Below are 16,756 nucleotides of genomic sequence, written 5' to 3'. Positions count from 1 at the left end.
GGGTCAGGCCGAGGCGGCGAACGCCCGTGCCGCCGCCGCCGAGGCCGCCGCGGCCCGGGCCCGGTCGCAGGCCGCGGTGGCGACAGCCCCCGCCGTCGTCGCCAAGCCGACCGCGCCACCCCTGTCGGAGCTGCTCGCGCCGACCAAGCGCCAGTTCGGCCTCTACACGCCGCAGTCGCCGTTCAACTGGGCGGAGCTCGACAACGTCAGCTCGACCGTCGGCGTCGCGCCCACGATCGCGGGCTACTTCCAGGGCTGGGACGGACCGTTCCGGCCGGACGCGGTCACGCGCGCCTGGCAGAAGGGCATGCTTCCGCTGCTCACCTGGGAGTCCCGCCCCCTCAAGGCGGCGAACGACCAGGCCGTCGACCCGAACTACTCGCTGCCCAAGATCATCGGCGGGCAGTACGACGACTACCTGCACCAGTACGCCAAGGACATCGTCAGCCTGGGCCTGCCCATGGCCATCCGTCTCGACCACGAGATGAACGGCAGCTGGTACCCGTGGGGCGAGCGGGCGTGGGGCGGCAACTCCCTCAACGGCAACGGCAAGGGCGACTACGTGAAGATGTGGCGCCACGTGCACGACATCTTCCAGGCGGAGGGCGCCAACCAGTACGTCATCTGGGTCTGGGCGCCGAACATCGTCAACGCGCTGCCGGACTGGGCCAAGAACTCGTCCTGGTACATGCGGAGCCTGTACCCCGGCGACGACTACGTGGACTGGGTGGGCCTGTCGGGCTACTACCGGCCGCCGTTCAGGTCCGACCAGACGCCGACGTTCTCCTACACGTACGACAAGTCCCTGAACCAGCTGCGGTCGATCACCAAGAAACCGATCCTGCTCGCGGAGATCGGCGCCTCCGAGGTGGGCGGCCAGAAACCTCAGTGGGTCGCCGACCTGTTCGCGGCCCTGGCCAAGCCGGAGAACGCCGACGTCATCGGGTTCGCGTGGTTCAACCACACGGTCACGACGATCTCCGGCGGCCAGCGCGTCACCAACGACTGGCGCATCACGTCCCGGCGCGACTCGCAACAGGCGTTCATCGACGGCATCCACAACCCGGCGGCGGGCTTCGTCGACGGACCGGTGGCCGCCACGACGCTCGCCGCACCCGCACCGACCCCGGAGGTCGTGACCCCGACCCCGACCCCGACGCCCACCCCGGCGCCGGAACCGACCCCGACGCCGGAACCCACCCCGACGCCGACACCCGAACCGACCCCCACACCGACCCCGGAACTGACCCCCGAGCCCACCCCGAGCCCGACGACCACCCAGGAGCCGTCATGAAGACACCCCGTGTCGACGCCCTCGACACCCCCGTCCGTCGCCCGTTCGACCCCGCCGGCCCCGCGCCGCGGATCGCCGTCCTCGGCACCGGCTACCTCGGCGCCACCCACGCGGTCGCCATGGCCCAGCTGGGCATGGAGGTGGTGGGCGTCGACACCGACCCGCACAAGGTCGAGATGCTCGCCGCCGGCAAGGTCCCGTTCTACGAGCCCGGGCTGCCCGAGCTCCTCGCCGAGCAGATGGCCACGGGTCGGCTCCGGTTCACCACGGACGTGGCCGAGGCGGTGGGCTGGGCGGACGTGCACTTCGTCTGCGTCGGCACCCCGCAGTCCAAGACGAGCCACGCCGCGGACCTGCGGTACGTGGAGGCGGCGACGACGGCCATCGCGCGGCACCTGACCCACGACGGGCTCATCGTCGGCAAGTCGACGGTGCCCGTCGGCACGGCCGCCCGGCTCCGGACGCTGGTGGCCCGCGAGGCGCCGTCGGGCGTCCGGGCCGAGCTGGTGTGGAACCCGGAGTTCCTGCGGGAGGGCAAGGCGGTCGCCGACACGCTGCACCCCGACCGGATCGTCCTGGGCGGCACGTCGCCCGAGGCGGAGGCGCTCCTGCGGAAGGTCTACTCCGGTCCCATCGCCGAGGGGTCGCCGGTGGTCGTCTGCGACCTGCCGACCGCGGAGCTGGTCAAGGTCAGCGCCAACGCGTTCCTGGCCACGAAGATCTCGTTCATCAACGCGATCTCCGGGGTCTGCGAGGCGGCGGGTGCCGACGTCACGGTGCTGGCCGACGCCCTCGGGCACGACATCCGCATCGGGCGGCGGTTCCTCGACGCCGGCCTCGGGTTCGGCGGCGGGTGCCTGCCCAAGGACATCCGCGCCCTGATGTACCGGGCCAACGAGCTCGGGGCCGGCCGGGCGGCGGCGCTGCTCCAGCAGGTCGACGAGATCAACATGGGTCAGCGCGAACGCGTCATCGAGCTCGCCGTGCAGGCCTGCGGCGGCTCGGTGCTCAACCGGCGGGTCGGCGTGCTCGGCGCCGCGTTCAAGCCGCACACCGACGACGTCCGGGACTCCCCGGCGCTCAACGTGGCGGCGGCCCTGCACCTGCGGGGCGCCCAGGTCACCGTCTACGACCCGCAGGCGGGCGACACCGCCCGGTCGATGTTCCCGACCCTCGGCTACGCGACCAGCGTGGAGGAGGCCGTCGAGGGCACTGACGTGATCCTCGTGCTGACCGAGTGGGACGAGTTCCTCCAGGCGGACCCGTCGCACCTCGCCGCGCTCGCCCACCAGCCGGCCGTCATCGACGCGCGCGGCAAGCTCGACGCGGGCCGGTGGCGCGCGGCCGGGTGGACGTTCACGGGGCTGGGCCGCGCGGCGGCGTGAGCAGACACACCGACGGCCCCGGGGTCGGTCCCCGGGGCCGTCGGCCTGACCTCAGCCTCAGCCCAGCGCCACGCCCTCGATCGCGGCGTTCGGCTGCGGGTCGGGCAGGCGCCGCATCCGGAAGCCGTTGACCAGCCCGACCAGGCCGGCGAGCAGCGGGACCAGCAGCGCGATCTGCAGGGCGCGCGGCCGCACCTCGGTGTTGATGCGCAGGATCTCGGCCTGCACGTCGGCCGGCTGGCCCACCAGGACCTCCTCGAGCTGCGTGTTGCTCATCAGCTGCGCGTCGTCCTCCAGCGCGGTGGCGACCTGGGTCTGCTCGTCGGGCGAGAGGACCGTGCTCGCGTCGGACTGCGTGGTGAACCCCAGCGACAGCGCGGCGAGCAGGAGACCGCCGGCGAACGCGAGCCCGAACGACAGGCCGAACGAGCCCGACGCCGAGTTGACGCCCGCGGCCTCGCTGACCCGCTCCTCGGTGATGGGCGACAGCGTGTAGTTGTTCAGCTGCGACACCAGGAGCCCGAGGCCGGACCCGATGATGATCAGCGGGACCACCAGGTACCAGCCGGACGTCGCCCGCGGCACCACGGGGATCAGCACCAGGACACCGACGACGACCAGCGCGAAGCCGACCAGCACGATGTCCGCCGGCCGGCGCCGGCCCGAGCGCTTCCCGGCCAGCAGGGCCAGGGCGAACATGCTCAGGGACAGCGGGGCCAGCGACAGGCCCGCCGACATCGCGTCGTACTCCAGGACCATCTGCAGGAAGATCGGCAGCGTGATCATCGCGGCCCCGAGCGTGATCTGCTGGAGCATCTGCTGGGAGACGCCGACGCGGAACAGCGGCAGCCGGAACAGGTCGGGGTCGAGCAGCACGGGCTTGCCCGCGCGCTTGCGGCGCACGAGCCAGCGGACCAGCAGCCCGAGGGCGATGGCGCCGACGGCGATCAGGGCGCCGACGGCCTCGCCGCCCTCCTGCCACACGAGGATGCCGAGGACGATGCCGCCCATCGCGAGCGCGGACAGGATGGCGCCGACGACGTCGATCGAGCGGTCGCCGGTGTAGGCCACGTCCTTGACCAGCCTGATGCCGCTGAGCACCACCACGATGATCAGCGCCTCGAGCCCGAAGGCCACGCGCCACGACAGGTAGGTGGTGATGAAGCCGCCGAGCAGGGGACCGACCGCCGCCGCGATCGAGGCGGACGCCCCGACCAGCGCGTAGACCCGCACCTGCGCACCGCCCGTGAAGTTGCCGTGGATCAGCGACTGCATCGAGGGCAGCAGGAGCGACGCGCCCAGCCCGCCGATGATCGCCCAGAAGATGATCACCGCCGTCAGGCTCTGCGCCAGCATCATCGCGACCGCGCCGGTGGCGTACCCGAGCAGCCCCAGCACGTAGGCGCGCTTGCGGCCGATCAGGTCACCGACCTTGCTGCCGATGAGGATGAACGCGGCGGACACCAGGGCCTCGAGCGCGATCGCGGACTGCACGCCGCTCACCGTCGTGTCCAGGTCGGCGACGACCGCGGAGATCGACACGTTCATGAAGGACGTGTCGACCACGAGGACGAACATCGCCATCGCGAGCAGGAGCGCGAGGCGACGGTCCAGCGGCGGTGCGGTCGGTGTCGACATCTATGCCCCCAGGGCTGCGGAGACGACGTCCTTCGCCTCTGCCTGCACCTGGGCCAGGTGCTCGGCGGACACGAACGACTCGGCGTAGATCTTGTACACGTCCTCGGTGCCGGACGGCCGGGCGGCGAACCAGGCGTTCTGCGTGGTGACCTTGAGGCCGCCGATCGCCGCGTCGTTGCCGGGCGCGTTGGTCAGCTTCGCGGTGATCTCCTCGCCGGCCAGCGTGGTCGCGGTGACCTGCTCGGGCGTGAGCCTCGACAGCGTCGCCTTCTCCTCGCGGGAGGCCGCGGCGTCGACCCGGGCGTACCAGGACTCCCCGAACTCGGCGACGAGCTCCTGGTGGTGGACCGACGGCGACTTGCCGGTGGTCGCCAGGATCTCCGAGGCCAGCAGCGCGGGGAGCATGCCGTCCTTGTCGGTGGTCCACACGGTGCCGTCCTTGCGCAGGAACGACGCTCCCGCGGACTCCTCGCCGCCGAACCCGACCGACCCGTCCACCAGGCCCGGCACGAACCACTTGAACCCGACCGGCACCTCCAGCAGCCGCCGGCCCAGCTTCCCGGCCACCCGGTCGATGAGGCCGGACGAGACGAGGGTCTTGCCGATGGCGGTGTCGGCCGGCCAGCCCCGGCGCGCGCCGCCGTAGAGGTAGGAGATGGCGACCGCGAGGTAGTGGTTCGGGTTCATCAGCCCGTCCGGGGTCACGATGCCGTGGCGGTCCGAGTCGGCGTCGTTGCCCGTCGCGATGTCGAACGGCGCCGGGTCCCCGGCCATCCGGGCCACCAGCGACGCCATCGCGTACGGCGACGAGCAGTCCATGCGGATCTTGCCGTCCCAATCGAGCGTCATGAACCCCCACTGCGGGTCCACCGTCGGGTTCACCACGGTCAGGTCCAGCCCGTAGTACTCGCCGATCTCGCCCCAGTACTCGACGGACGCGCCGCCCAGCGGGTCCGCGCCGATGCGGACGCCGGACGCGCGGATGGCGTCGACGTCGATGACGTTGGCCAGGTCCGCGACGTAGGAGGACAGGTAGTCGTGCTTGAGGGTGGTGTCCGCCGCCAGCGCGGCCTCGGCGCTCACGCGCGGCACGCTCTTCCAGCCGGTGGCGAGGATCTCGTTGGCGCGGTCGGCGATCCAGCCGGTGGCCTCCGACCCCGCGGGGCCGCCGTGCGGCGGGTTGTACTTGAAGCCGCCGTCGCGGGGCGGGTTGTGCGACGGGGTCACGACGATGCCGTCGGCGAGGCCCGGCCCCTGCGTGCGGACGCCCTCCGAGCTGCCGGCGCCGTTGTGCCGCAGGATCGCGTGCGAGACGCCGGGCGTCGGGGTCCACGAGTCGCGGGCGTCCACGTGCACCTCGACGTCCGCCGCCGCCAGCACCTCGAGCGCCGAGCGCCAGGCCGGGTCGGACAGCGCGTGCGTGTCCCGGCCGATGAACAGCGGGCCGTCGGTGCCCTGGGAGCGGCGGTACTCGACGATCGCGGCGGTGATGGCGACGATGTGCGCCTCGTTGAACGCGGTGTCGAGGGCCGACCCGCGGTGTCCGCTGGTGCCGAACACCACCCGCTGCGCGGGGTCGTCGAGGTCGGGTTCGCGGTCGTAGTACGCGCCGGTCAGGGCGTCGAGATCGACGAGGTCGGACGGTTGGGCGGGTGTTCCGGCACGCGGGTCCATGTCGCGATCCTCCCTTAACGCCCGGTACGAAGCGAGCCCCTCCCCGGCTGGTTGCCCTGGTGGGGACCGGTAACCTTTCCCGCATGGCCAAGAACTCGTCCGACTTCGTGCTGCGCCCGTTCGAGGGGCTCCCCGGTGAGCCCGACTGGGTCGCCCTCAAGGAGCTGGTCCCGGCCGCGACCGCGACGGCCCGGACCACCAAGGAGCACGGCGCGCGCGAGGTGCTGATCACCACGGTGCTGCCGACCAGCTGGCCCGCGCTGCACCGCGCGGACGGCGTCGTCCTCCTGGCCCTGCAGACCACCAGCAGCTCCAACGACGTCAGCCGCGACCTCGCGCACGCGCTGCTCGAGGCCCTCGAGGTCGAGGCCGGGACCGCCGTCGAGACCATCGGCCTGCCCGAGCCGGGCCCGCGCCTGCAGGACGTGCTCGACCTGTCGGTGCCGTTCGAGGTCACAGTGCAGGACTCGTTCGCGTACTGGCTGGCCCCGGACACCGAGCGCACGCCGGACCTGCAGGCCGCGATCGAGGAGGCCGACGGCGGCATCATCGACACGGTCAAGCTCGAGTCCGCCGACGCCGCGTACTGGTGCCGGATGGGTGCCCGCGAGTTCCTGCGCTGGGCCCAGCCGCACGAGGAGCAGGTGGTCCTCGACGGCCTCTCCCGCCTCCACGCCACGCGCGAGTCCGGGTTCGAGGGCGCCAAGTTCGTCGGCTACTTCCGCTCCGCCGGCCTGGTCGTCCCGGTGTGGGAGCTGGCCAAGGGCTCGGAGGCGGAGGACATCGAGAAGCCGGTCGCCGACTTCCTGCCCCGGTTCACCGCCGCGCTCCAGGACACCGCGCCGCTCGACGCCAACGAGCGCCGCGCGCGCGCCGGCCTGGTGGCCCGCCAGGTCACCCTGCGCTGACCCGTCCACGGACGGGCGGGACGGGTGCGGGTCGATAGGGTGGCGGACGTGATGCGCAAGGGCGGCAAGGCCGCCGACGACCAGGCGGAGTCCGCCGCACCCGTCGACACCCCGCAGCCGCCGGCGGACGCCGCGCAGGCTGCCGGGCAGGCTGCCGTGAAGGCTCCGAACGACGCCCGCAAGGCGGCGACCGACGAGCGCAAGGCGGCCGTCCACAAGGCCCGCCAGCGCGTCGCGGTGATCATCCCCGCCAAGGACGAGTCCCGGCGCATCGCCGCCACCGTCCGCTCGGCCCGCGCCATCCCGCACGTGGACCTGGTCCTGGTGGTCGACGACGGCTCCGAGGACAACACCCAGCACGTCGCCCGCGAGGCCGGCGCCGTGGTGGTCCGCCACTCGCACAACCGCGGCAAGGCGGCGGCGATGGAGACGGGCGCGGCGGTCGTCGCCATGCGTGACGCCCCCGACCGGCAGCCCCGCATCCTGCTGTTCATCGACGGCGACCTGGGCGAGACCGCGGTCAACACCGCCCCGCTGGTGCCGCCCGTGTACGAGGGGCACGCCGACCTGTCCATCGCCCTGATCCCGCCGCAGCCCGGCGCGGGCGGCCGGGGGATCGTCGTCGGCGCGGCCCGTCGGGCCATCGTGTCGATGACCGGCTGGACCCCGACGCAGCCCCTGTCCGGCATGCGGTGCCTGACCCGCGAGGCGTTCGAGGCAGCGACGCCGCTGGCCCACGGCTGGGGCGTGGAGACGGGCATGACCATCGACCTGCTGCGCCGCGGCTTCCGCGTCGTCGAGGTGCCCTGCGACCTCAAGCACCGGCCGTCCGGCTCGGACCTCAAGGGCCAGATGCACCGCGCCGCGCAGTACCGGGACGTCCAGCTCGCGGTGAACGCCCGCCGGGTGCGCCGCGCCGCCGGCGCCGTGAAGCGGACCGTCACACCGGCGCAGAAACCGCCTCAGACTCACCGCTAGCCGGTTCGTCGAGCTCCCCGTCGGGCGCCCCGAGCCGCCACTGCGCGGCCGCCGCGACCAGGCACGGGACCGCGACGGCGATGCCCGTGGCCGGAACGACGATGCCAGAGTCGTTCATGAGGAACCCGACGGCCAGCGCCGCGCCGATCGCCGCGACCGCCGGACGCAGGAGGGGCACCGCGCGCTGCAGGCCGGCCATCGAGCTGCCGGTCCCCATGAGCGCGCCGCGGCGGGGCCGGCCGCCGGCGATGACCAGCCAGGTCAGCAGCACGCCGCCGATGGCGAGCACGAGGTAGCGCCAGGACGTCAGGACGCGCAGGTTCACGGCGATCTTGCGGCCGACCACGTCCCACAGCCCGCCGTCGAGCACGGTCGCGAAGAACCGGCCGAGGTGCGTGCGGGCGTCGGGCGGGCGCATCCAGTCGAGCACCGCGAAGCCGCCGACGACCACGACGCCGACCAGGACGATCAGCCCGAGCCACTTCCAGCTGACCTTGCGGCCGCTGACCACGATGGTCAGCATCGCGAACGCGAGGATCAGCGCGGGCGGCCCGCCGAAGTCGCTGCCCAGCCCGGGCGCGCCGTCCACGACCACGAGCAGCAGCCCCAGACCGGCGACCGCGGCGGTGGCCAGCCCGCGGCGGCCGCGGCGCAGCAGCGGGTCCGCGATCGCGACCGCGAGCAGCAGCCCCGCCGCGGTGAGCAGCGCGAACGCCTGGTTGCTCATGCCGTAGAAGCGCGCGGCGAGCACCCGGTGGGCGCCCATCGGGGAGTCGATGACCAGCGTGGAGCCGGTGCAGGCGTCGACCACGAGCACCAGGACCGTCACGCCCGCGACGACGCCCGCCGGCCCGAGCAGGTTGCGCCGCCAGGGCCCGACCAGCGCCACGACCGTGATCAGCGCGATCCAGCCGAGCAGCACCCACCAGAACGTGGTGACCGGCATGTCCGAGCGCCACCACGGGACCAGGTTGGTGAGGAACGACGCCACCGGCGCGGCGGCCAGGGCCAGGGCGGCGACCCGCAGCACGCGCAGGGCCGGGCGCAGCGGCGCCTGGTCGGAGCGGCCCTTGCGGGTCAGGATGATCGCCGCCGCGATGAACAGGACGGCCTGGACGAGGACCAGCCGCGTCGAGTACGCCCCGGCCACGCGCGCGATCATGGTCGCGTGCCGCTGGATGTCGAGCAGGCGGTCCACCCGGGCGGTCGCGGCGGCGGTCGACGGGCCGGGCAGGATCTCGGACCCGCTGAACGTCGCGGCGCTGTCGTCGAGCCCGATGCCGGACAGCAGGGTCGGCGTGACGTCGACCGACTGGATCAGCCCGGCCTGGCGGGTCGAGCCCGACGTCAGCAGGCTCTGGGAGTACTCGGCGCCGTCGGGTGCGCGCCCGGTCGCGGCGCCGAGCTGCAGGACGGTGCGGCCTGAGTCGGCGAGCGAGACGACGAGGACGGTCGCACCCGAGCGCTGGGCCCCCGCGATCGCGGCGCCGATCCGGTCGTCGATCGCCTGGGCCTGCAGCGCCCGCGACGGCTCGATGATCGCGTCGGGGGTCGAGACCTCCGGCTGCGTCGGCTCGTCCACCTGGTCGCCGGGTTCGGTCGCGGTGGGCGCGGGGGTGTCGGGCCGGTCTGCGGTCGCGTACCCCGGGTCGCGCAGGGAGCCGGCGTCGATGACCACCAGCTGCGAGGTGGCGAGGGCGTCGCGCACGGCGCGGGTGATGCCGAGGTTGCTGGTGGGCAGGACCTGGTGGGTGCCGACGGGGATGCCCTGCTCGTCGGCCAGCGCGATCGCGGCGCCGGGCCCGATGCCCGCCACCGCGGAGCCGGCGTCGGCCAGCATGTTCCCCAGGAGCCCCGGGACCGCGCCGTACGACTCGGCGTCGGCGGCGGCCACGTAGTCGTCCCAGCCGGGCACCTGGCCGGTCTCGCCGGGCTCGCGCAGGGTGCGGCAGGTGCCGTCGTCGGTGCGCACGTCGGCGGCGCGGGTACCCGTCGAGACCGCGAGCCAGCCGTCGGCAGGGCAGGAGCGGGAGGCGACGCTGCGGGCGGCGACCAGGCCGACCGACCCCTCGCGGGACATGCTCCACAGCGCGGGCGTCGTGAGGGTGGTGACGTCGTCCCAGCGGACCCCGGTGACCCCGATCAGCAGGACCGGCGGCTCGTCGGCAGCCTGCGCGGGAGCCGCCAGGAGCAGGCTCGCCATGCTCAGCAGGAGTGCGAGCACCGCGCCGCGAAGCAGGGACGCGCGCGGGCGGGCAGGGGTCAGCACCGTTCCAGCCTACGGGCGCACTACCCTCGACCCCGGCGGCGCTGCGGGGTATCCGTGCAGCGTGCACATCATCTGCACGGGAGGAACGCCATGTCGAAGGCGCTACCGCGGTACGCCTACCTGGGTCCGGCCGGCACGTTCACCGAGGCCGCGCTGCGCCAGGTGGTCGCGGTCGACGAGTGCGTGGACCTCCCGGTGTCGGACGTCGCGTCGGCCATCGAGGCGGTCCGCACCGGCGACGCCGACTTCGCCGTGGTCGCCATCGAGAGCACGGTCGAGGGCGGCGTCACCGCGACCCTCGACAGCCTGGCCGGCGGCGACCCGCTGGTGATCCTGCGCGAGATGCTCGTGCCGGTGCAGTTCACGCTGGCGGCCGCGCCCGGGGTGCGGCTCGCGGACGTCGAGCGCATCTCCGCCCACCCGCACGCCTGGGTGCAGTGCCGGCGCTGGCTCGCGCACCACCTGCCGCACGTCGTGCACGTGCCGGCCACGTCCAACACGGCCCCGGCGGCGCTCATCGCCGACGGCGACGGCCGCGACCTCGGGTTCGACGCCGCGCTCGTCCCGCCCGCCGCCGTCGAGTCCTACGGCCTGGTCCCGTTGGCGGAGGACGTCGCGGACAACGTGTCGGCGCAGACCCGGTTCGTCGTCGTCGGCCATCCCGGCGACGTGCCGCCGCCCACCGGCGCGGACAAGACCACGCTCGTGGTGCACCTGCCCGACAACGAGGCCGGCGCGCTGCTCGCCATGCTCGAGCAGTTCGCGGTCCGCGGCGTGAACTTGTCCCGGATCGAGTCGCGGCCCATCGGCGACTCGCTCGGGCGGTACTCGTTCTCGCTGGACGCCGAGGGGCACATCACCGACGAGCGCGTCGGCGAGGCCGTCATGGGCCTGCACCGGCGCTGCCCGTACGTCCGGTTCCTCGGGTCCTACCCGCGGGCGGACGCGGTCGAGCCGACCGTGCACGTGGGTACGGCGGACGGCGACTTCGTGGGCGCGCGCGGGTGGCTGCAGGCCGTCCGCGGCGGGACCGCGACCTGAGCGTCAGGCGTCCGCGGGCGACTCGTCCGGCGCGTACGCGAGCAGGTGCGCGACCAGCAGGTCGCCGCTGTCCTTCGCCAGCCGCTCCCCGCTCCACGCCTCGCTGATCGACACGGTCCGCCCGTCGTGGAGCGTGAGCTCGGCGCGCACGGGGATCTGCTTGAGGACGCGGGCGACCGCGATCTCCTCGTACGCGAGGAAGCGGTGGTACGACGCGAGCTGCACCACCGAGCCCGACTGCAGCAGCCCGAGCAGCCGCTGCTTGCCGAACTCGTCCTTCTTGGGCGTCGGCACGAGGATCAGACCGTTGTCGAGGACCAGCACGTCGTGCTTCTTCCCGTCGACCTTGACGCTGGCCAGGCCGCCGACCACGTCACCGCCGTGCGCCGTGGCGGCCTCGTTGACCTGACCGGTGGACTCGACGTCCACCCCCAGCTCGACCAGCCGGGCGCGGGCCTCCGGCACGGACCCGGGGCTCAGCGCGAGCGTGACCACCGGGTCGACGTCGAGGACCTCGCCGTCCGCGCCGACCAGCTCCGCCGGCCCGCTCCACGAGTGGCGCCACCGGGCGACCCCCGCCTGCACGGCCGCCTGGCTGATCAGCATGTCCATCACGACGGCCAGGGGGTCGGCGTCCTGCGCCTCCTCCGGGTGGATCCCGAGATCCTTCTCCCAGGCGGCGCGCCGGCCCGACGCGACCAGGTCGAGCACCGTGCCGAGGTTCGCGCGGGGCTGCCCGGCCACGCGCGCGGCAGCGCGGTAGAAGATGTCGACGGTCCGCTGCCGCGTGAGCACGAGGGAGGTCGCGGTGAGCTCCTCCCAGTCCAGCTGCGTGCGGCCCTCGACGTCGAACGCGCTCGCGGCCAGGGCCGTGGCGGCGTCGTCGAAACCGGGGACCAGCACCGTCGCGGGACGGGTGTCGCGGACCGGCGCCGGGTCGGTCATCCGGTCCATCGCGGCCACGCGCACGGCGATGGACGGGTGGCTGTCCCAGCGCGACTGCTCGGCCGGCGGCGCGTCGGAGCGCATCTCGGCCAGCTCGCCCGCACGGGCGCCGACCAGCCGGCCGAAGCCCCCGAAGAACCCCTGCGCGGTCGGCGCGTAGCCGGACTCCCAGGCGTCCTCGAGGTACTGGCTCAGGTAGAACGACCAGGCGGCGTCGGCCACCGGCAGCTCCCGCAGCGCGCTCTGCGCGGTCGCCCGGCCCGCGATCTGCACGGAGAGCCGGTCCGCCTCGAGCTCCTGGCGGCGGTTCACGGCGGCGGCGACCATGACGTAGAGCCGGGCGTAGAGGGCGAGGAACCAGCCGACCAGGTTGCCGGAGAGCTGGTCGAGGGTCGCGCCGATCGCCTGCTTGCCGCGGTACGTGATCGCGCCGAGCCGGGTGTGGCTGTTCGAGTAGTGACCCAGCTCGTGCGCCAGCACCGACCGCAGCTGGCCCACGTCGAGCGTCTGCAGCAGCGGGACCCCGAGGTAGAGGTGCCGAGCGCCGCCGACGAGGCCGAGCAGGCGGGTGTCCTCGGAGACGGCCGCGTTGACGTCGGCGATGAGGCGGATGTCGTCGGGCACCCGGGTGTCGGCGGCGGCGGCGAGCTCGCGGACCGTGTCCCACAGCGCCGGGGCGTCGGCGGGCGTGAGCGTCGGGCCGTCGTCGGCCACCGGACGGGCACGGGCGACCTTCCACAGCGCGACGACGATCGCCACCGCGACGGCGGCGGCGAGGAACCCGAGCTTGGCCGCGGCGGCCTCGGCGTCCGACTGGAACGCCCACCACGCCAGCGCCCCCATGCCGACGACGACCGCCAGCGCGACGACGTAGAAGCCGACCAGCAGGAGCACGGCGAGCGCGGCCCGCAGGGTGGTGGTCATGGCGGTCCTCCCGGTGCGGGCGGCGCGGTCGCCCACCCTCGTTCGGCGGGGAGCGTAGCGGCCGCGCGCGCCGGTCCACCAACGCGCGTCCGGGTTGCCCTCGAACGGGCGTTCCGCGGGCCCGGATCCGCGCGATCGTGCGGATCTCAGCCCAGCGGCACCCGCACCACCAGGGCCGCGTGGTCCACGCGGGCCGACAGCTCGGTGACCCGGCCGACGATGTCGCCGTCCACCTGCACGTGCTCGCCGCCCTGCACCACCACGCGGACCTCCTGTGCCCGCGTGTGGTCGATCCGGCCGATCTTGGCGGGCAGGTCGTTGCGCATCCCGGCGCCCTGCAGCATCACCTCGCCGAACAGCTGCGCCCAGCCCGCGATGCCGCCGCGGGTGTCGATCGCCGCGACGTCCAGCCACCCGTCGTCGAGCACCGCGTCCGGGAGCAGCGTGATCCCGCCGGGCAGCTTGCCGCAGTTGCCGATGAGCAGGCTACGCAGCCGGGTCGTGGTCATCGGCTGGTCGTCGAGCCGGACGTGCATGCGGGTGCGGCGGCCGTGCAGGTGCCGCATGCCCGACACGAAGTACGCGATCCAGCCGACCCGGCGCTTGAGCTGCTCGTCGGTGTCGGCCACCATCGCGGCGTCGAACCCGAGCCCGGCGATGACCAGGAAGATGTGGTCGCGCTGCAGGCCCTCTTCGTCGGCGAGGTCGTCGACCGCGTCCGTGACGGCGTCGTCGACGTCGGACTCCCAGCGCAGCACCCGCAGCCAGCCGACGTCGATGGTCCGGTCCCGGCCCTCCAGCGCGATCCGCATGGCGGCCAACGGGTCGCTCAGCGGCAGGTCGAGATTGCGCGCCAGCAGGTTGCCCGTGCCCAGCGGCATCAGGCCCATGGGCACGCCGGTGCCGACCAGACCCTCGGCCACCGCCCGCACGGTCCCGTCGCCGCCGATCGCGACCACGACGTCGGCACCGTCCGCCACCGCCTTGCGCGTCTGCCCGACGCCGGGGTCCGCGATCGTCGTCTCGTACCAGAGGGGCTCGGGGTACCCCTGGGCCTCGCGCGCCCGGAAGACCGCCGCCCGCAGCGCGGGGACGTCGGACTTGCTGGGGTTGGCGACGAAGGCCACGACCTGCCCGGTCTCCTGCACGTCGCGCGAGAGCCGCAGCGCGCGGGCGCTCGTGCCGGCGCTCGGCGACTCGATCCGCCGCCGCAGCTCGCGCTGACGGATCCAGAGGATGAGGACCAGCAGGAGCGCGGCGAGCGCGGCGATGCCCGCGCTCACGGCGACCCACGCCTCCCACGTCATGCCGAGAATCTACGGGTCGCGCCCCCGAAAGCGCCGAGCCCGCCCCGACCCGAGAACGTCACTTCAGCGCGAGAACGGCAGTTCACGGTGACGTTCTCGCGCTGACATGACGTTCTCGAGCGCGGGCGCGGCGTCCGTCGGACCTCGGTGCGAGCGCCGCCGCACGGGTCTGTAGGGTTCTTGGGTGATCGATCTGCGGCTCCTGCGGGAGGACCCCGACCTCGTCCGGGCGAGCCAGGTGGCGCGCGGGGACGACCCCCACCTCGTCGACCAGGTGCTCGACGCCGACGCCCGGCGACGTTCGGCGCTGACCGAGTTCGAGACGCTGCGGGCCGAGCAGAAGTCCCTGGGCAAGCTGGTGGCGAAGGCGCAGGGGGACGAGAAGCACGCGCTGCTGACCCGCGGCAAGCACCTCGCCGACCAGGTCAAGGCGCTGCAGGCCGACGCCGACGCCGCCGAGACGGTCGCCACCGAGCTGAGCCGCCGCATCTCCAACGTCGTCGAGGACGGCGTGCCCGCCGGCGGCGAGGACGACTACGTCGTGCTCAAGCACGTCGGGCAGGCGCGCGACTTCGACTTCCCGGTCAAGGACCACCTCGAGCTGGGCGAGGGCCTCGCGGCGATCGACACCGAGCGGGGCGCCAAGGTCTCCGGCGCGCGGTTCTACTACCTCACCGGCATCGGCGCCCGCCTCGAGCTGGCCCTGCTCAACGCCGCCGTCGACAAGGCCCTGAGCGCCGGCTTCACGCCCGTCATCACGCCCACGCTGGTCAAGCCCGAGATCATGGCCGGCACCGGCTTCCTCGGCGCCCACGCCGACGAGATCTACCACCTGCCCGCCGACGACCTGTACCTCGTCGGCACCAGCGAGGTCGCGCTCGCGGGCTACCACTCGGGCGAGATCCTCGACCTGTCCAGGGGCCCCAAGCGCTACGCCGGCTGGTCGGCCTGCTACCGGCGCGAGGCCGGCTCGTACGGCAAGGACACCCGCGGGATCATCCGCGTGCACCAGTTCCACAAGGTCGAGGCGTTCACCTACACGACGATCGAGGACGCCTACGACGAGCACCGCCGCATCCTCGCGTGGGAGGAGGAGATGCTGGCCCTGGCCGAGCTGCCGTACCGCGTGATCGACACGGCCGCGGGCGATCTCGGCTCGAGCGCCGCCCGCAAGTTCGACTGTGAGGCGTGGCTGCCCAGCCAGCAGCGCTACCTCGAGCTCACCTCGACCTCCAACTGCACGACGTTCCAGGCCCGCCGCCTGGGTGTCCGCGAGCGCACCGCCGACGGGTCGATGCGGCCGGTGGCCACGCTCAACGGCACGCTGGCCACCACGCGCTGGATCGTGGCGCTGCTGGAGAACCACCAGCAGGCCGACGGCTCGGTGCGGGTCCCCGAGGGGCTGCGCCCGTACCTGGGCGGCCTCGAGGTGCTGGAGCCCGTGCGATGACGCGCTGCCGGCTCGTCGCGCTCGACGTCGACGGGACCCTCATGTCCTACGACGGCGTGATCTCCGACGAGGTCCGGCACGCGGTCCGGGCGGTCCGGGACGCCGGGCTGCACGTGGTGCTGGCGACCGGACGCGGGGTGCACTCGGCCGCGCCGGTGGCCCGGGACCTGGGCCTGACCGAGGGGTGGGTCGTCTGCTCCAACGGCGCGGTGACGGCGCGTCTCGATCCCGCCATGGAGCACGGGTACGAGATCGTCCGCGTGGTCACGTTCGACCCCGGACCGGCCCTGCGGGCGATCGCCATGGAGCTGCCCGACGCCCTGTACGCCGTCGAGGACCTCGGTCTCGGCTTCCGGGTGTCGGCCGACTTCCCGGACGGCGAGCTGTCCGGCGACCTCGAGGTGGTGTCCTGGGAGGAGCTCACGTCGACGCCCGCCACCCGCGTCGTCATCCGGAGCCCCGACAGCACGCCCGAGCTCTTCCACGAGCTGGTCGAGCGCGTCGGCCTGCACGAGGTCGAGTACGCGGTCGGCTGGTCGGCGTGGCTCGACCTGACCCCCGGGGGAGTGTCCAAGGCCAGCGCGCTGGAGGAGGTCCGCCAGCACCTCGGTGTCCAGCCGCACGCGACCGTGGCGATCGGCGACGGCGGCAACGACGTGCAGATGCTGCGCTGGGCCGCCCGCGGGGTGGCGATGGGCCACGCGCCGGAGTCGGTGCGCGCCGCGGCCGACGAGGTCACCGGCGGCATCGAGGACGACGGCGCGCTCGCCATCCTGCACAGCCTGCTCGTCTGACCCACAACGCCCCCGACCGGCCCATCTCGTCCGTTTCGGGCCCGATTCCGGGTGATTTCGACCGTGTGCGTGCGCTGTGGTCGAGCCGTGACTGAATCGTGACCGGATTGCCCGGTCTCTGAGGTTGCGCCCGTCTTGCGTAACGGCTT

At 73.5% G+C, this 16,756-nt stretch carries 12 protein-coding genes; 7 read left to right on the top strand and 5 right to left on the bottom strand.

Annotated features, from left to right (window positions below):
• Both AC1DWH_RS08030 and AC1DWH_RS08025 read left to right on the top strand, forming a co-directional pair.
• Positions 1-1,294: glycoside hydrolase family 26 protein (locus AC1DWH_RS08030; protein WP_477093214.1), on the top strand; the 1,294-nt coding region annotated here is incomplete at its 5' end.
• Positions 1,291-2,679 carry a UDP-glucose dehydrogenase family protein gene (locus AC1DWH_RS08025; RefSeq protein ID WP_477093213.1) on the top strand — a complete coding sequence of 463 codons (1,389 nt, stop codon included), beginning with the start codon at positions 1,291-1,293 and terminating at the stop codon, positions 2,677-2,679. The genes AC1DWH_RS08030 and AC1DWH_RS08025, both read left to right, overlap by 4 nt.
• A 57-nt stretch (positions 2,680-2,736) precedes the next feature.
• Here AC1DWH_RS08025 and AC1DWH_RS08020 read toward each other — a convergent pair whose 3' ends face one another.
• Positions 2,737-4,317 carry an MFS transporter gene (locus tag AC1DWH_RS08020; protein ID WP_477093212.1) on the bottom strand — a complete coding sequence of 527 codons (1,581 nt, stop codon included), beginning with the start codon at positions 4,315-4,317 and terminating at the stop codon, positions 2,737-2,739.
• Positions 4,318-5,991, bottom strand: a complete 1,674-nt coding sequence (pgm, locus tag AC1DWH_RS08015; RefSeq protein WP_477093211.1) for a phosphoglucomutase (alpha-D-glucose-1,6-bisphosphate-dependent) — start codon at positions 5,989-5,991, stop codon at positions 4,318-4,320.
• A gap of 83 nt (positions 5,992-6,074) precedes the next feature.
• Between pgm and AC1DWH_RS08010 the strand changes: the two genes are divergently transcribed.
• Positions 6,075-6,899 (top strand): DUF5926 family protein, encoded by an 825-nt coding sequence (locus AC1DWH_RS08010; RefSeq protein ID WP_477093210.1) that lies wholly within the window; start codon positions 6,075-6,077, stop codon positions 6,897-6,899.
• A 48-nt stretch (positions 6,900-6,947) separates the two neighbouring features.
• Positions 6,948-7,877, top strand: coding sequence for a glycosyltransferase family 2 protein (locus AC1DWH_RS08005; RefSeq protein ID WP_477093209.1), 930 nt, complete (start codon positions 6,948-6,950; stop codon positions 7,875-7,877).
• Here AC1DWH_RS08005 and AC1DWH_RS08000 read toward each other — a convergent pair.
• Entirely contained in the window at positions 7,840-10,146 is a 2,307-nt protein-coding gene (locus AC1DWH_RS08000; RefSeq protein ID WP_477093208.1) for a hypothetical protein, read from the bottom strand. The two genes, AC1DWH_RS08005 and AC1DWH_RS08000, sit on opposite strands and share 38 nt — an antisense overlap.
• Before the next feature lie 90 nt (positions 10,147-10,236).
• Here AC1DWH_RS08000 and pheA point away from each other — a divergent pair, with 90 nt between their 5' ends.
• Complete coding sequence (gene pheA, locus AC1DWH_RS07995; RefSeq protein ID WP_477093207.1) at positions 10,237-11,187, top strand: prephenate dehydratase; 951 nt, start codon at positions 10,237-10,239, stop codon at positions 11,185-11,187.
• A gap of 3 nt (positions 11,188-11,190) precedes the next feature.
• Here pheA and AC1DWH_RS07990 read toward each other — a convergent pair whose 3' ends face one another.
• Positions 11,191-13,056, bottom strand: a complete 1,866-nt coding sequence (locus AC1DWH_RS07990) for a M48 family metallopeptidase (protein WP_477093206.1) — start codon at positions 13,054-13,056, stop codon at positions 11,191-11,193.
• 146 nt (positions 13,057-13,202) lie between these two features.
• Entirely contained in the window at positions 13,203-14,363 is a 1,161-nt protein-coding gene (locus tag AC1DWH_RS07985) for a diacylglycerol/lipid kinase family protein (protein WP_477093205.1), read from the bottom strand.
• Between the two features lie 184 nt (positions 14,364-14,547).
• Between AC1DWH_RS07985 and serS the strand changes: the two genes are divergently transcribed.
• Positions 14,548-15,813: a serine--tRNA ligase gene (gene serS, locus AC1DWH_RS07980; RefSeq protein ID WP_477093204.1), complete on the top strand. Its 1,266-nt coding sequence runs from the start codon at positions 14,548-14,550 to the stop codon at positions 15,811-15,813.
• Positions 15,810-16,607, top strand: coding sequence for an HAD family hydrolase (locus AC1DWH_RS07975; RefSeq protein ID WP_477093203.1), 798 nt, complete (start codon positions 15,810-15,812; stop codon positions 16,605-16,607). The genes serS and AC1DWH_RS07975 overlap by 4 nt, the downstream gene beginning before the upstream one ends.
• Positions 16,608-16,756 lie beyond the last annotated feature (149 nt).

It is taken from the genome of Cellulomonas sp. P2_F12, from assembly GCF_056403775.1.
This window is presented reverse-complemented; position numbering and strand designations above follow the sequence as displayed.

Excerpts from the sequence above, each read along its gene's own strand:
- AC1DWH_RS08010 (WP_477093210.1), top strand. The coding sequence starts at position 6,075 with ATGGCCAAGAACTCGTCCGACTTCGTGCTGCGCCCGTTCGAGGGGCTC.
- AC1DWH_RS07975 (WP_477093203.1), top strand. The coding sequence starts at position 15,810 with ATGACGCGCTGCCGGCTCGTCGCGCTCGACGTCGACGGGACCCTCATG.
- pgm (WP_477093211.1), bottom strand. The coding sequence starts at position 5,991 with ATGGACCCGCGTGCCGGAACACCCGCCCAACCGTCCGACCTCGTCGAT.
- AC1DWH_RS08025 (WP_477093213.1), top strand. The coding sequence starts at position 1,291 with ATGAAGACACCCCGTGTCGACGCCCTCGACACCCCCGTCCGTCGCCCG.
- AC1DWH_RS07985 (WP_477093205.1), bottom strand. The coding sequence starts at position 14,363 with ATGACGTGGGAGGCGTGGGTCGCCGTGAGCGCGGGCATCGCCGCGCTC.
- AC1DWH_RS08020 (WP_477093212.1), bottom strand. The coding sequence starts at position 4,317 with ATGTCGACACCGACCGCACCGCCGCTGGACCGTCGCCTCGCGCTCCTG.
- AC1DWH_RS07990 (WP_477093206.1), bottom strand. The coding sequence starts at position 13,056 with ATGACCACCACCCTGCGGGCCGCGCTCGCCGTGCTCCTGCTGGTCGGC.
- pheA (WP_477093207.1), top strand. The coding sequence starts at position 10,237 with ATGTCGAAGGCGCTACCGCGGTACGCCTACCTGGGTCCGGCCGGCACG.